The sequence below is a fragment of the Calothrix sp. CBUCES-K 9914 genome (assembly GCF_059640475.1).
Genome location: NZ_JBXXZH010000048.1, coordinates 30,697 through 46,157, shown reverse-complemented (window position 1 = coordinate 46,157; position 15,461 = coordinate 30,697). Strand labels below are relative to the sequence as shown.

Below are 15,461 nucleotides of genomic sequence, written 5' to 3'. Positions count from 1 at the left end.
ATTCCCCACCATCCAAAGAACAACGAGATTAGCAAAAACGGAATACTTTTACCAAAGGCGCCTTCACCTGCTTTAATAAAATAAATATCTGAACTGCGTTTAAATGACATTATCACTATCGAGAAGCAGTAAGGAAAAACAACAAACTTGGCACCTTTGGATAACTCATTATTCACTGCTTCCACTGTCATGTTATCGATGCCCATTATCTTTGACATATTGTTAATTTTTGTTAATTTTTGTTAAAGCTTGTGTAAAGTTGAACTACAAAAAACAAGTTGAAAATGTTGAAAATTGTTCCAGTCAATTTAGCACTGAAAATAATATACCAGTAGAAAATTTAATATTTAATTAAGTTAGTCTTGGCAACGGATGATAAGCGGATGTAACGGATGAATAACTTATTACAAACTATTACAAACAAAGACTTGTTCAATAAAATCAATTATCCGTTACATCCGTTGTATCCGTTGCCAGTGTTTTCTCCAATAAAGCGCATGGTATAATTGCACCCGAATGCAAGATATGTGATGAGTACTTAATAAATTTATAACCATTTGCTTTGTAGAAAGGAAGAGCAGTTATGGAAGCTGAAACCTCAATCTTTTTGAAGTTGTAAACTATTGCTTCCATTTCAACTGCCTTAAGTAACTCTTTACCAACTCCTTGACGTGTATAGTCAGGATGAACATAAACAGCATTTATATCGCCATTTTTATCAAAAGAAGAAAAACCTATTATGATATTATTCTGATTCTCTGCAACAAATGTTACTTCATCCTCGGCGCCGTTTAACATATATTGACGACGTGTTTCGGGGTCAAGATTACCTACCCAAGCTTCTATTTGCTCTTTCGTATATTCTACTGTACAAAGTTGACGTACCGAATTAACATGAACATCATGTATTTGCAGAGCATCTTCAGGTTGAGCTAAACGAATTAAAAATTCTATTTTTTGTTTTTCTTTTTCCATCTACTTTTTACTAATCGTATTTCTTCATAACTGTAATTGCTACCTAAATATTCTTTGACTGGAGTTAGCGAAACATCACCAAGAGTATCCAAAACTCTCCAAATTGCCTGTTGTTTTTGAACTGGTATTAATAAATTGACATCTACCTCGTGATTTTTTTCCATTAAGTCAAAGAGATGACGCAAAATTGTTGAAGCTTTTAAATTACGTTTTTTGGCGATTTCTTCTACTGATAAACCTTGTTTATGCATCTGCAAACTCATCAATTCAGTACTTGTTGCGCTCGTATTCACTATAGGTGTAATTTCTTGTTTTCCTGATGATAAGTTATTCTCTCGACAGTATGCACAAATTTCGTTAACAAACTGACTACCATACTCTGTTAGTTTATGACTTCCAACTCCTGATAGTTTGCCAAATGCTTCTTTTGTTTGTGGACGTACTTGTGCCATCAATTTTAAGGTAGAATCGGCGAAGATGACATATGGCGCCACTCCTTGAGCATCAGCTAACTTTTTACGCAAAGAACGTAATCTTTGAAACAGTAGCTCTATTTCGACGTTATTTCCATTAATCTCTTGTAAACTAACTTTTTCGGCTGCTGGTACTACTATAGATACTGTACGCTGGCGCCGCATAATTTCCCAACTGTGTGCATTGAGCTTGAGAACAGAATAACCATCCGTGGTTTGTTCGAGTAAACCTTGTTGTAATAAAGAACGTGCTAACGTTCGCCATTCATTTAAAGTTTTATCTTTACCGATACCATATGTCGAAAGTTTATCGTGTTCATATAACTTAATCTTCTCTGTTTTGGCGCCGCGCAATATATCTATAACATGTGTCATGCCAAATTTCTCTTTAGAACGCGCGATACAGGATAGAAACTTCATCGCTTCTAACGTCCAGTCTTGAGTCGGTTGCGGATTACGACAATTATCACATGCACCACAGTTACCTGGAAAGCGTTCACCAAAATAACCAAGTTGAACAATACGCCGACATACGTTAGCCTCAGCATAGTCTATCACTTGCCGTAACTGTTGCCGCGCGATTTTTTGCTCTTGGTCGTCAGTTTTTTGCGCGATACTCCACTCTATAGTCTTGATGTCACCAACACTAAAGAACAATGTACACCGCGATGATTCCCCGTCTCTTCCTGCGCGTCCCGATTCTTGATAATAACTTTCTAAGTTCCGAGGCAAGTTATAATGAATCACTAGACGTACATCAGGTTTATTAATACCCATCCCAAAAGCAATTGTTGCGACTATCACACGCACGTCATCGCGAATAAATTTAGTTTGGTTCGTGCTGCGTTCTTCATCGGACAAACCAGCGTGGTAAGGTAAAACAGCAATTTTGCTGTGCTGAAGCTGAAAAGTTAATTCATCTACTTGCTTACGGGTGAGACAGTAAATAATTGTCGAACCGTCACTTTCACGAATTAATTCCAATATTTCCGCATAAGCATTCTTGGTTCTAGTACGAACCTCATAATATAAGTTCTCGCGGTTAAAACTGGTAAGATGTATATCAGGGTCTTTCAACCCTAACTGCTTGATAATATCCGAACGTACTCGTTCAGTAGCTGTTGCAGTGAGTGCGACTACAGGAACGTTTGGATATCTTTGACGTAATGATATTAGCTGACGATATTCTGGACGAAAATCATGTCCCCACTCTGATACACAGTGTGCTTCATCTATTGCAAAACTTGAAATTCCAATTTGATGCTGAACTAAATCCAAAAACGGTAAAAACCTCTCACTCATCAGCCGTTCCGGCGCCACATAAAGCAATCTCACCTTACCATTGAGTATAGCTTGTTCCCGCAACCGCGCTTGATGTGAATTTAAACTACTATTCAAAAACGTTGCATTAATACCATTTTTTTGGAGTGCTTCTACCTGGTCTTGCATCAAAGCTATCAACGGTGATACCACTACAGTTAAACCAGTTCGCATCAGTGCAGGTAACTGAAAACATAGTGATTTTCCTCCACCTGTAGGCATTATCACCAATAAATCCCGATTTTCTAAGGCACCTTCGATAATTTGTCGCTGTCCAGGGCGAAAATTGTCGTAACCGAAGTGATGTTTCAGCGCTTGTTCTAAATTGGCATAAGTCAACATACTATCAGCGGGTTGAGAGTTACTATCAGTTTCGCCATTAAATCTAGACTCTTAGAATAAGACATTTAGCAAAACCTTGTAAATATCTGTGATTTTCTCATTGTGCAACACTAATTGCTATTTTGCAGCAATATGTAATGGTTTTGTTGGAGAGAGTTAAAGATATTGCAAAATCCATAATCTCATAAATACTCAAAGCTATTATTGCATACAGGTGCAGTATAAATAAACTAATGACAAAATTTCCATACGATGAATTTTCCAAATGCTATCTTAAAGAATTGTTACAGCCGTTAGGCGAAGTTGAAACAAGTCGTAAAGTACCAGCAGAAATAAGAGAAATAGACGTTTACTTTGCGCCTTCGTCACAATCTTCACAAGGTACAATGCAATTAGGACTATTAGGGCGCCTAGCATTACAACCTGCATTGATAGAACCATTCAGAAACGCAGCGACTCGTTCAGAAATTCGCAGTTGTATGGGTAAACTATAAATGAGCGTTTATAACTGGAGTCGGTGCGTGACGCTACTAGATGCTAGCTTTGTTTCAAGGTTGTTAATAGCGTCACGCACCCTACGTCCTTCGCATCCAGCTAGTTGTCGCGAACTGTATTGGCACATAAAATACCGGAAGCAGCGACGGCGGGTACTCCAATTCCTGGCATTGTGCTGTCACCAACGCGGTATAATCCTTTTATTGGTGTACTGGCGCCTGAAAACATAGCTTTTGTTGCTTCAATCGCTGGTCCATATGTTCCTTGATACCTTCTTAAATAATGTGCGTGTGTTAATGGTGTTCCAATAAGTTCTAAAACTACACGTTCTCGAATATCAGGTATAACTCGTTCTAACGCTTTATATAATGTCTGTGCTTTAATAAGCTTCTTCGCTTCGTACCCTTCGTCTCTCTCCCATCCTGTATATGGTTCCAATGTATACGCATGAACTACATGATGTTCGCTTGGCGCCAAGTTAGCATCCCAGACACTAGGAATTGATATCATACAGGTGTTTCCTGGGACGGTTATATCAAGCTTTGAGTCATGAACTACAACATGGTGTCCGGTTAAGTTTTCTAAACCAGAAGCACGTATACCCAAGTGTAAATGCATGAAGCTTTCGACTGCGGGTGTTTGTAAAGCTTTTTGACGATAAGAAGCTGGTAAATCCTCTGCACTCAATAATTTTGTATAAGTATCCCAAACAGTGGCGTTTGATATAACGAGAGGCGCCTTAATTATCTCATTATTTTTTAACTTGACTCCAACTGCCTTTCCTGACTCGACTAAAATTTGCTCAACGTGACACCCCAAGCGGAGTATACTACCCCAACGTTCCAAACCGCGCACCAACGCTTGAATTATTGCTCCACTTCCACCGTAAGGATATTCAACACCCGCGCGTGAGCGTTCTCCCAACATAAATGCTACTTCGGGTGCTATCGTTCCATGTGCCTTTAAACCTGATAGTAAAAAGCATTCTAAGTCAATAAGGCGCCGCACCCAAGTGTCTTTTACTGTTGCGTCCATCACATTACCTACTGAACTTTGTACAGTTAGGAGGTTGGGCAACATTTTTAGTAGTGAAGGTAAATAATTTCTCACTAAGATAGGAATTACCTGCCAGTCCCCACGTAAAGCGATAACTGGAATTCCTTTCATCGCTTCGTATAGTGGAAGCATTTTGTCGATGAAAGACTTTAGCTCGGTTGCTCCTTGGGGTGTTATTTTGGCTATTTCTCGTAAATATAGCGAGTTATCGCTATAAATAGGAACACTATTCTCAGGAAAATGGTAATGTCCTAGTGGGTCATAACACACAGCGTCCAGAGATTCACCTAAAATATCTAATACTTGTTTTACAGGATTCAAACTATTGGCGCCTGTAAGACCACAATAGAATGAAGGTCCAGAATCAAATTCAAAACCACGTCGTCTAAAACTATGTGCAGCACCACCAGCAATTGTATGACTTTCACATACAACCACGCGCTTACCGTAACGTGCCAGTAAACTACCTGCTGTTAACCCACCGATACCGCTACCAATAACTATGACATCAAAATTAGACATTTTCGTAATTAATAAATTAATAGTTAATAGTTAATTGAACCATGACTGAACCATTAATCGAACTTAAAGGTGTTTCTAAAGCATTTGGAAATAATAAAGTATTAGATAATATCGATTTAACCATTGATCGAGGTGAAGCACTGGGAATAATCGGTCCATCGGGAACTGGGAAATCAACTATTTTACGGGTAATTGCTGGGTTAACTGCACCTGACAGCGGAGAAATATATGTAGAGGGAGTGCGAAGAAAGGGTTTAATTGAGGATGGTGCAGACCCGATAGGTATTAGTATGGTATTTCAACAAGCAGCATTGTTTGACTCGCTATCTGTGGAAGAAAACGTTGGGTTTTTGCTGTACCAACACTCTAAACTATCTAGAAAGCGAATTCGAGATGTAGTACACGAGAAGTTAGAGATGGTTGGTTTGGGAGGAAGTGGAGATAAATACCCATCCGAACTTTCGGGAGGGATGCGGAAACGTGCGAGTTTTGCCCGCGCGATTATTTCTAACCCAGATAACCCTAAAGAGAAACCTGAAGTTTTGTTATATGATGAACCTACAGCTGGCTTAGACCCCATCGCTTCAACCGTTATCGAAGACTTGATACGCCAGTTACAGTGTACGCAAGGAGTCTGTAGTACTTATGCTATTGTCACTCACCAAGATAGTACAATACGGCGCACAGCTGATAAACTGGTGTTTCTTTATCAAGGTCAAGTGCAATGGCAAGGACACGTAAGCGATATGGACACAACATCCAATCCATTAATTCGACAATTTATGAGTGGCAGTATTGCAGGACCAATTCATGTAGTGGGATAAAAAAAGTGCTGAGTAGAAAGTGCTGAGTTCTGAGTAAAGTTAAAAGTTAAACTTTAGAAGTTAGGAGTTAGGAGTTAAGAGTTGCCTAATACTAAGCACTCAGCACTTAGCACTCAGCACTCAGCACTCAGCACTCAGCACTTATTACTAAACTTAAAAGAGAGGAAATAAAGATGCGTTCATTGCGTACAGTCCGAGAGGGTACAGTAGGATTACTATTCCTAGCTGGACTAGGTGTATTTGGGCTTATTTTCTTATGGCTCAATCGTTTTAATGCAACTCAAAGTAATTATAAAATCTTTGTTGACTTTAATAACGCTGGTGGGATGCAAAAAGGCGCCCCGGTTCGCTATCGTGGTGTTAAGGTAGGTAGAATCGCAGCAATTCGACCGGGTCTAAATAACGTTGAGGTTGAACTCGAAATTAATCAACGTGACTTAATTATTCCGCGCGATGTTAAAGTTGAAGCGAATCAAAGCGGTTTAATTGCCGAAAGTCTTATTGATATTACACCTATGTCGAGAATACCTGAAGGCGCCATTGCAGCTAAACCTTTAGATAAAAATTGTGATAATAAACAAATTGTTTGTAATAACTCGCGTATTAGAGGTCAAATTGGTGTAAACGTTGATGAAGTATTACGTTCAACAACGGAGTTAGCAAGTAGATATACCAACGAACAATTCTATCAAAATCTCAATCGTACACTCGAACAAGGAGCAGTAGCTGCTGCCAATGTTGCAGAACTGAGTAAAAATTTAACAGCATTAAGTAAAACCGCGCAGTACCAACTTAATACGACTTCTGGTGTTACTAGCTCCGTACAGCGTGCGGCAAATCAAGTTAGCGTTTCAACCGCACAACTCAGCGCAACTGCTGATAGAACTTTAACTAAATTTGGTAATACAGCAAATCAATTAAATTCCACAGTCGGTCAATTTGGTTCCACTGCAACTGAACTACGTTCAACAGCAAGTCAAGCTAACAAGTTACTTGGCAACCTCGATAGTCTTGTTACCACAAACCGTTCTTCCTTAGTTTCTACGCTTAACAATATATCAGCAAGCAGCAATCAACTGCGTGTAGCTGCTGGTAACCTTTCACCAGTAGTTAACCGTTTGACGCAGGGTACACTAATTAAAAACTTTGAAACTCTCTCAGCAAATGCAGCACAAGCATCAGCAAATTTACGTGATGCTTCTAAAACTCTTACCGACCCCAAAAACGCTGTTGTCCTTCAGCAAACTTTAGATTCAGCTAGGGTAACATTTGAAAACACCCAAAAAATCACCTCTGACCTAGATGAGTTAACAGGTGACCCCAAATTCCGTGATAATCTTCGACAGCTTGTTAATGGTTTAAGTAGTTTGGTGTCTTCTACTCAACAGGTAGAGCAGCAAGTGCAAGTCGCGCGTACTTTGGATATGATGAAGCGTACTCAACTAACTCAAGTACCAGTTCCAACACCGACCACTACATTTAGTGCTTCGACACAAAATCAAGTTTTCCAGGTTTCAGAATTTTCACAAATTCCAGAAACAAGAGAGACTGTACAGCGTAAACAAGCTATAAATCGCTTAACGCGCGTTTTGAAGCAAAATACTCAATCAGCAAAGCTACCACAAAATTATAAAGTCAAACAAAATCCTGAAAAATAGATTGTATTATGTAGCCACTAAATAAATATCTGAATCGAAATGAACCAAATTTTGGGTGCAATTGCATCAGCTTGTGCTGCTTTTGCGGCAACTAATCTTGATGACATAATTATCTTAACGTTACTTTTCGCACAAGTAAGCCCTAACTTTCGTAAGCGTCATATTATTGTTGGGCAATATTTAGGTTTTACTGTATTAATCCTAGCCAGTTTACCTGGTTTTTTCGGTGGTTTAGTTATTGACCGCTCGCTGATTGGTTTGTTAGGATTTTTACCAATCATTATCGGTGTTTATCAGCTAGTAAAACGTCAAGAAGATGATAATGATGATGAAATTCAAGCTGTGAATACAGCAGCTACAACTCAGCGTAATACTATATTAAATAACCTATTGGCGCCCCAAACTTACAACGTTGCTGCTGTCACCTTGGCAAACGGAGGAGATAATATCAGTATATACGTGCCTTTATTTGCCAGTAGTAATATTGTTAAACTATTAATAACTATAGGCGTTTTTTATATTCTGATTGGAATTTGGTGTTACTTAGGATACTTTTTTACTCGTCATCATGCAATTACACGTGTATTCAGTAAGTATGGACATATATTGGCGCCAATTGTATTAATTTGTTTAGGAGTTTATATTTTGATTGAAAGTGGAAGTTACGAACTATTGAGATTTAAACATAACTAATAGTTTATCCGTCAGAAATTAATTCCAATCTTGCTCTTCACGTTTACCACGAGATTTATAAATACTTTCGATATTATGTATCGTGCGGGTACGTTCAAATAACTCTTCTTCTGTTAAATTCCAGTTTTGCAAAATTGTATCTAACTTGGCTTGAATATCGCGGGCGCCGGGAAAACCATTATAACGTACCCGCAAACGCGCTAATTCTGCTAAGTTAATATTAGATGGTTCACCCTGAAGTAAGGCTTCAATAGTAGGGTAGTCACGATTATATTGGGGATGTTGCTGGTCTTGAGTCATAATCACTAAAAAGTATTGAGTGCTGAGTGCTGAGTGCTGAGTACAAAGTCTTAAGTAATAACTCATAACTAAATAAATATACCTAAAGAAATACTCAGCACTCCGCACTTTTTACTCAGTACTTAACGAGGCGGCTAATACAACTTTATGCATACGGCTCTCACTACTGTCATACAGCTTAAAATAAAGATACATTATCTTTAAGAAAGTACAAACAACTTAAACTGAGGGTGAGATTCGTTATCACCCAACGTCGTACCAGCAAGGGAGGCAATAGCCCGCTTATGTTTGAACACTTCACTTCCCAAGCCATTCGGGTAATCATGTTAGCTCAGGAGGAGGCACGCCGCCTGGGGCACAATTTTGTAGGCACAGAGCAAATTCTCCTAGGGCTAATTGGAGAAGGAAACGGTGTTGCTGCCAAAGTGCTGAGTGACATGGGCGTTACCCTCAAAGATGCGCGTCGCGAAGTCGAGAAAATTATTGGTCGAGGTTCTGGGTTCGTTCCACCAGAAATTCCTTTTACTCCTAAAGTTAAAAGTTTATTTGAGCAAGCTTTTAAAGAAGCGCGTACATTAGGCAACAATTACATTAGCACTGAACATTTACTCTTAGGTTTAACTGACGCAGGCGAAGGTGTTGCAGCCAAAGTACTACAAAATCTGGGCATAGACCTTAAAGAAGTTCGCACTGCTGTAATTCGCCGTTTAGGTGAAGAGGTAGCCGTAGCTCCAGGTGCTGGCAATAGTGGTTCACGTCGTAACCAGCAAAATCTTACTATCGAAGAGTTTGGCAAAAACCTGACTAAGCTAGCGCGAGAAGGTAAACTTGACCCCGTTGTTGGGCGTGAAAAAGAAATCGAACGTACCGTCCAAATTCTCGGTCGTCGTACTAAAAACAATCCTGTATTAATAGGTGAGCCTGGTGTTGGTAAAACAGCTATCGCCGAAGGTTTGGCGCAGCGCATTATCAACCAAGATGTTCCTGATATTTTGATGGACAAGCAGGTGATCAGCCTTGACATGGGTTTAGTTGTGGCTGGTACACGCTTCCGTGGCGACTTTGAAGAACGCCTCAAGAAAATCATGGAGGAGATCCGCACTGCCGGAAATATCATCCTCATGATAGATGAAATTCATACTTTGGTTGGCGCGGGTGGAATTGAGGGTGGCATGGATGCTGCCAATATTCTCAAACCAGCGTTAGCACGTGGCGAGCTACAGTGTTTAGGTGCCACAACTCTCGATGAGTATCGTAAACACATTGAGCGCGATGCAGCATTAGAAAGAAGATTCCAGCCTATTATGGTAGGCGAACCTTCAGTACAAGAAACCATCGAGATATTATATGGTTTGCGCTCTGTATACGAGCAGCATCACCGCGTTACAATCTCCGATGAAGCTCTACAAGCTGCCGCAACACTATCTGATAGATATATTTCCGACCGTTTCTTACCTGACAAAGCTATCGACTTAATTGACGAAGCAGGTTCGCGCGTGCGTTTGCGGAACTCGCAAAATGCTGCAAGTCGTGAAATCAAACGCGAACTGTTATTAGTTAGTAAGGACAAACAAGAAGCTGTTCGCACTCAAGACTTTGACAAAGCAGGAACACTGCGTGATAAAGAACTTGGGCTTGAAGAACAACTTAAAGCTGAAGAAAACGGATTTACTAGTAACCCTACTGTTGGCGAAGAAGACATTGCACAAATTGTAGCTTCGTGGACTGGTGTTCCTGTTAACAAGCTTACTGAGTCTGAGTCTGAAATGCTGTTGCACCTTGAAGACACATTGCACCAGCGTTTAATAGGACAAGAGCAAGCTGTTACCTCAGTATCTCGCGCCCTTCGACGTGCGCGCGTTGGTTTGAAAAATCCAAACCGACCAATTGCTAGCTTTATTTTCTCGGGTCCAACTGGTGTAGGTAAGACCGAGTTAGCGAAATCTTTGGCAGCGTATTTCTTTGGCGCCGAAGATGCGATGATTCGTCTTGACATGTCCGAGTACATGGAACGTCACACCGTTTCCAAACTCATCGGCTCGCCTCCAGGTTATGTAGGGTACGATGAAGGCGGACAACTTACCGAAGCAATTCGCCGCAAACCTTACACAGTGGTGCTATTCGACGAAATCGAGAAAGCGCACCCCGATGTATTTAATATGCTGTTGCAATTGCTCGATGACGGACACCTTACCGATGCGAAAGGTAGAAAAGTGGACTTTAAGAACACTTTGATTATCTTGACATCGAATATTGGTTCTAGAGTTATCGAGAAAGGTGGTGGTGGTTTAGGGTTCCAGTTCGAGGATGCAGCAGAAGCAAGTTACAACCGCATTAAGAACTTAGTCAACGAAGAACTCAAAGCGTTCTTCCGTCCAGAGTTCCTCAACCGTCTTGACGACATTATTGTCTTTAGCCAACTCAAGAAAGACGAAGTTAAGCACATTGCTGACATTATGCTCAAAGATGTTTCTGTTCGTCTACTTGAAAAAGGTATTACCCTCGAAGTTACCGAGCGCTTCAAAGACCGCGTGGTACAAGAAGGTTATGACCCAAGCTATGGCGCCAGACCATTACGTCGAGCTATTATGCGTCTCTTGGAAGATTCTTTGGCTGAGGCAATGCTTTCAGGTCAAGTTGTTGATGGAGACACCGCAACAGTTGACGTAGACGACGACGGTCAAGTGCGAGTTAGAAAATCAGAAAAACCTGAGTTGCTTTTAGCTAACGTTGGCTAAATTGTAACTTCAACTTAAACAAAGGGCACGGCATCGTCGTGCCCTTTATTTTTTATCGCAATTGTAGCACAGGCATCCTACCTGTTCAGCAAACCCCAATTATAGTAATCATTTATGATATCCACGCATCGTAGAGACGCGATTAATCGCGTCTCTACATGGATATAATTTTATACAATTGAAGTACTAGTTACTTGGTAAATTATCAGGGTCAATACCAATAGAACGTAGATACTGCGCTAGCTTTTCCGCGCGTTGTCGTTCCTGTTCCGCGCGTTCTTGCTGATAGAATGCGTTTTCGTCTGCTGTGAGTCAGTATATGGCCGATTGGTTAGAATGGGGTCGCAGAATGCGAGAAGAACAACGACGCAACCCATCACCTGTTGTACAGAAGCTCAAACTTAAGGCTGAACGAGAATTGATAAAAAAGGCTGAAAATGCTTAAATATTTGATGGATGAAAATGTCAATCCAGTATATATAAATCAATTCCGTCGCAAAAGATCAGATATAATTATTTACGCAATAGGAGAACCCAATATACCATCTAAAGGAACTTTAGACCCAGAAATTATTATTTGGTGTGAAGTCCATAACTTCGTTTTGGTAACTAATAATCGCGCTTCCATGCCTGTGATTGTCATGCTCTTGTTTAGGAAAATTTATACCTCAAAAATCATAATCATTACTTAGGCAAATTTTTAGTATTTTTACTGTCAGATTTTTCCTCTGCAAGGCTTTTTTCAATAGCACCTTCTGTAGTTAATTGACCCAAGGCGCCTGATACCATTAGTTTGGGTAAATTTTCAATATCTTTTAACCTGGTAAGTTTGCTTTCTCCTGTTGCAGGGTCACGGTGAACTACCACTACAGACGGTACTATATCACCTCCAAATACATCAAGTAAGGCAGGGTTGTGTGTTGTGACTAAAATGTCTATTTCGCGTTTCCTACCTATTTCATGTAACATTCGTGCTAGTAGTTCCGCGCGTGAAGGATGTAACCCATTATCAACGTCTTCGATAATTAACTGGCTGCGTTCGGGTATTGTTAATAAAGCAGTCATGATGGCAATAAATCTTAAAGTTCCATCTGACATACTACGCGCGTCTACTTCTTGTATTTGTCCATTCGTCCATTCTTCTTCGCAATATAACATTGCATCAGTAGCATACCGACCAACACGTTCTGCCCAAACTTTTAAAATATTTCCCGCTGGTAAACCACGCGCGTACTCAGAAAGAATATTTTCGACTTCATCTTGTTCGCGTGCTGACAGTCCAGCAATAACCCCAGCAATATTTGACGCATCGCTATCTAGAAGTTTAGAAAGACGCGAATATGAGCGCATTTTCGCAGGAATTGGGTTAAGTATATAAATTTTCTCTAGGTTTTTAATAACATGATTAACTTCGGTAATATTATCTAGGACGTAAGTGTTTTTAAAGTACGTTAGAACTGATTTATCGTTGTTGGGAAGCGTCCAACGCGCGTTTTTATAATGGGTGGAAATTTTAAGAATCTTTTCGCGTTCATCTTTAGAATCTATATAACTAGTAACAAAATCACGCTCAAAAATCATTGTTTTTTTATCGCGCTGATACTCACGACAAGTAATTTTTTCTTCGAGTATCATGGCATCGTGTTTTGTTTCTACGCTAATACCATATAAATAATCTACCTGCTCACCTTCTCCATGTACAAGCGCTCGGAGCGTAAATTCTGGTTCTGGTTTGAGAGATGCCCAGCTAATACCACCACGAATAGGAGGCAGAATTTTATCTCCCGCTAGCACAGTTTCAATTTGATACCCGTCAACAATACGTTTAAGAAATTCAAATGCTTCAACAAGATTAGATTTTCCGCTAGCATTTGTACCTATTAAAACCGTGAGTGGGTATAGCGGTAGTTCTGCATTACGAAAACTTTTCCAATTTTTCAGAAAGAGGCGCTTTAGCATACCCACTTTAATGAACAATATCTAATTGTCCTACTATCTTCCAACAGTTACATCTGGGTTTTCCTCAAGCTTGATTGTATTTTCGAGATTTTTGTCAGCAATTTCTGATAATTGGGTATTAAATGTTCCTGCTTGCCAACTATCTGCTACATCTTTAATAAAACTTGCTATCGGTATGGCAACTAATACTCCAATAATTCCTCCTAATTTGGCACCAATTAATAAAGAAATGACTACCCAAACCGGATTTAAACCAGTTAAATTACCGAGTATACGAGGTGCAACAATATTAGAATTGATTTGGTCGATACCTACAGAAACAGCAAAAACTTCTACACCTAACCAGAAATTTTGTAACCCTACTAATAAAGCAACAATAACAATACCGATTGTAGTTCCAAAGGGAAACAAAGAAAATATACCAATCGTAACACCGAACAGTAAGGCTAAGGGGACTTGTAACAGTACAAATACCAGTATTAACGAAACTGCAAGAATGGAGCCTAAAACAGCTTGCCCTAGAAAGTAATTTTGAAAATCCTCACGTAATAATTGTCGAAGTTGAGTACCGATATTGCGTGGGAGCCATTGAAAAATACCATTCCAAAGCTGGTCTCCGTTTAATACCATATAAACAGTTAATACTACTGTTAATATTACATTAACTAAAGTACCAATTGTATCTACAGCAATGCCGAGTATTTTACCTGTAAAAGTTTGTAATTGACTCGAAAGACGGTCAAGAGCTTGGGTTAATATGTTACTAACATTTATCGGTAGGTGCTGTTGCTGAAGTGCCCAATCTTGAAAAGCCTGTAATTGCTGGGCACCTGAATCAATCCAACTTGGTAAAATATTTGTCAGTTCGTAAATTTGTTGCAGTATCAAAGGCACAAGGGTAACGGCTAATCCTACAGCTAGTACTATAGTGATTAATAAGGCGCCTGCAATTGCCAATTTACGCTTAATTCCTTGACGCTGGAAAAATTCGATAGGATAGTCAAGGATAAATGCGAGTAAAATTGCAATAATAAATATATTAACTAATGGTTGAAAATACTTAACCACTTGTAAAAATACCCAACCATTTAAAACGGTTAGCGGAAAAGCAATTCCAATAGTTAACCAGCGAGGTAATTTATTCACTTGCATCATTTATCTAAGTAATGAGTCCTCACTACTAGCTTATAACTTTTCAATCAAGACTCAGCACGAGCGCACTCAGAACTCAGCACTCATAAAATCTTGTAAAATTTGTTGATGTACTGGCGCCAGTAGTCGCTCAGAATTTGCATTGTGAGAATAGTAACTACCTTTACAAATATCGGATGGCGCCAGTAAAGCCATATCCCAACCTTCGTTGAGAACTAGTTGGTTGATATCAACTTCTAGAGCTGCACTAAAAACATAACGTACTACATTCGAGTCAGGATAGCGACCGAAAAATCGAAATGTCGAAGGTAAGCAATAGCCAATTTCTTCTAATATTTCGCGCCTCACAGCAACTTCGGGAGTTTCACCTGGTTCGATGTGCCCACCAAACAAAGCCCAGTACCCTGGATAACGAATACCGGCTATGTTATCGCGCAATTGCATCAAAAATTTATTATCTCGATAGAGAATTGCAATAACAGCCTGCGTTCGCTGGTTACTCATATGTATTTATTAAGAAAGTTTAAGTATCAATGACTACTTTTCTTCTAAATAAACTTCGCCCCTGTCTTTTCCGGCTAGAGGAATACTTTTGTAGCGAAGTTGACCTTTAAAGACTGCCTGCGAACCGACGTTCAACCCTTTTTGATTTGTTAGAACAACTATTGAACCCGTCGAATCCTTTAATCGGTATGCGTGCTTATTTAGCAGTGGTATATATTTTTCAACTTTCCCCTGAATGTAAACGGTGGAGTTTTTTTGCTGTGGTGTTAGCTGTTTAATCGGTGTAATATTGGCGCCAATAGCATTCATGCTCGAAATGCTTAAATTTGAGCAGCTTGCTAACCCGGTCATAACCAGAGGCAGAGCCAAAATTAATACTGACATGTAAATGTATAAAAAACGTGATTGTTTCATAGCACCCCTAGTAAGGAGAAAGTTTTGTATCAGTAT

At 39.7% G+C, this 15,461-nt stretch carries 15 protein-coding genes; 6 read left to right on the top strand and 9 right to left on the bottom strand.

The features are described from left to right. The 3 genes from AC2JBO_RS13675 to recQ form a co-directional block, all read right to left on the bottom strand. Positions 1 to 218: hypothetical protein (locus AC2JBO_RS13675; RefSeq protein ID WP_496954204.1), on the bottom strand; the 218-nt coding region annotated here is incomplete at its 3' end. A gap of 223 nt (positions 219 to 441) precedes the next feature. After that, a complete protein-coding gene (locus AC2JBO_RS13670) occupies positions 442 to 975 on the bottom strand; it encodes a GNAT family N-acetyltransferase (RefSeq protein WP_496954203.1) in 534 nt (177 codons plus the stop codon). Next, entirely contained in the window at positions 951 to 3,110 is a 2,160-nt protein-coding gene (gene recQ / locus AC2JBO_RS13665; protein WP_496954202.1) for a DNA helicase RecQ, read from the bottom strand. Before recQ ends, AC2JBO_RS13670 begins: the two co-directional genes overlap by 25 nt. 233 nt (positions 3,111 to 3,343) lie before the next feature. On the opposite strand from recQ, the gene AC2JBO_RS13660 reads away from it, so the two are divergent. Beyond that, positions 3,344 to 3,604: a hypothetical protein gene (locus AC2JBO_RS13660; RefSeq protein ID WP_496954201.1), complete on the top strand. Its 261-nt coding sequence runs from the start codon at positions 3,344 to 3,346 to the stop codon at positions 3,602 to 3,604. A gap of 100 nt (positions 3,605 to 3,704) precedes the next feature. On the opposite strand, the gene AC2JBO_RS13655 is transcribed toward AC2JBO_RS13660, so the two are convergent. After that, positions 3,705 to 5,183, bottom strand: a complete 1,479-nt coding sequence (locus tag AC2JBO_RS13655) for a phytoene desaturase family protein (RefSeq protein WP_496954200.1) — start codon at positions 5,181 to 5,183, stop codon at positions 3,705 to 3,707. A gap of 41 nt (positions 5,184 to 5,224) precedes the next feature. Here AC2JBO_RS13655 and AC2JBO_RS13650 point away from each other — a divergent pair, with 41 nt between their 5' ends. From AC2JBO_RS13650 to AC2JBO_RS13640, 3 genes are all read left to right on the top strand, one after another. Next, positions 5,225 to 6,007 (top strand): ABC transporter ATP-binding protein, encoded by a 783-nt coding sequence (locus tag AC2JBO_RS13650; RefSeq protein WP_496954199.1) that lies wholly within the window; start codon positions 5,225 to 5,227, stop codon positions 6,005 to 6,007. Positions 6,008 to 6,180: 173 nt separating this feature from the next. Further along, the gene (locus AC2JBO_RS13645) at positions 6,181 to 7,665 is read left to right on the top strand and encodes an MlaD family protein (RefSeq protein ID WP_496954198.1); all 1,485 of its coding nucleotides are present in this window, start codon (positions 6,181 to 6,183) and stop codon (positions 7,663 to 7,665) included. A 39-nt stretch (positions 7,666 to 7,704) separates the two neighbouring features. Then, positions 7,705 to 8,358, top strand: a complete 654-nt coding sequence (locus AC2JBO_RS13640; protein WP_496954197.1) for a cadmium resistance transporter — start codon at positions 7,705 to 7,707, stop codon at positions 8,356 to 8,358. An 18-nt stretch (positions 8,359 to 8,376) separates the two neighbouring features. Here the strand turns inward: AC2JBO_RS13640 and AC2JBO_RS13635 are convergent, their stop codons facing one another. Then, positions 8,377 to 8,658, bottom strand: a complete 282-nt coding sequence (locus AC2JBO_RS13635; protein ID WP_496954206.1) for a DUF3288 family protein — start codon at positions 8,656 to 8,658, stop codon at positions 8,377 to 8,379. 284 nt (positions 8,659 to 8,942) lie between these two features. On the opposite strand from AC2JBO_RS13635, the gene AC2JBO_RS13630 reads away from it, so the two are divergent. Then, positions 8,943 to 11,396: an ATP-dependent Clp protease ATP-binding subunit gene (locus AC2JBO_RS13630; RefSeq protein ID WP_496954196.1), complete on the top strand. Its 2,454-nt coding sequence runs from the start codon at positions 8,943 to 8,945 to the stop codon at positions 11,394 to 11,396. Between the two features lie 319 nt (positions 11,397 to 11,715). Then, the gene (locus AC2JBO_RS13625) at positions 11,716 to 11,841 is read left to right on the top strand and encodes a hypothetical protein (RefSeq protein ID WP_496954195.1); all 126 of its coding nucleotides are present in this window, start codon (positions 11,716 to 11,718) and stop codon (positions 11,839 to 11,841) included. Positions 11,842 to 12,080: 239 nt separating this feature from the next. Here the strand turns inward: AC2JBO_RS13625 and AC2JBO_RS13620 are convergent, their stop codons facing one another. The 4 genes from AC2JBO_RS13620 to AC2JBO_RS13605 all read right to left on the bottom strand — a co-directional run bounded on the left by AC2JBO_RS13620 (position 12,081) and on the right by AC2JBO_RS13605 (position 15,425). Further along, entirely contained in the window at positions 12,081 to 13,355 is a 1,275-nt protein-coding gene (locus AC2JBO_RS13620) for an AAA family ATPase (protein ID WP_496954194.1), read from the bottom strand. Positions 13,356 to 13,388: 33 nt separating this feature from the next. Continuing rightward, positions 13,389 to 14,510 (bottom strand): AI-2E family transporter, encoded by a 1,122-nt coding sequence (locus AC2JBO_RS13615; RefSeq protein WP_496954193.1) that lies wholly within the window; start codon positions 14,508 to 14,510, stop codon positions 13,389 to 13,391. 66 nt (positions 14,511 to 14,576) lie between these two features. Further along, positions 14,577 to 15,011, bottom strand: coding sequence for an NUDIX hydrolase (locus tag AC2JBO_RS13610; protein ID WP_496954192.1), 435 nt, complete (start codon positions 15,009 to 15,011; stop codon positions 14,577 to 14,579). Positions 15,012 to 15,044: 33 nt separating this feature from the next. Next, a complete protein-coding gene (locus AC2JBO_RS13605) occupies positions 15,045 to 15,425 on the bottom strand; it encodes a hypothetical protein (protein ID WP_496954191.1) in 381 nt (126 codons plus the stop codon). Between the last annotated feature and the right edge of the window lie 36 nt (positions 15,426 to 15,461).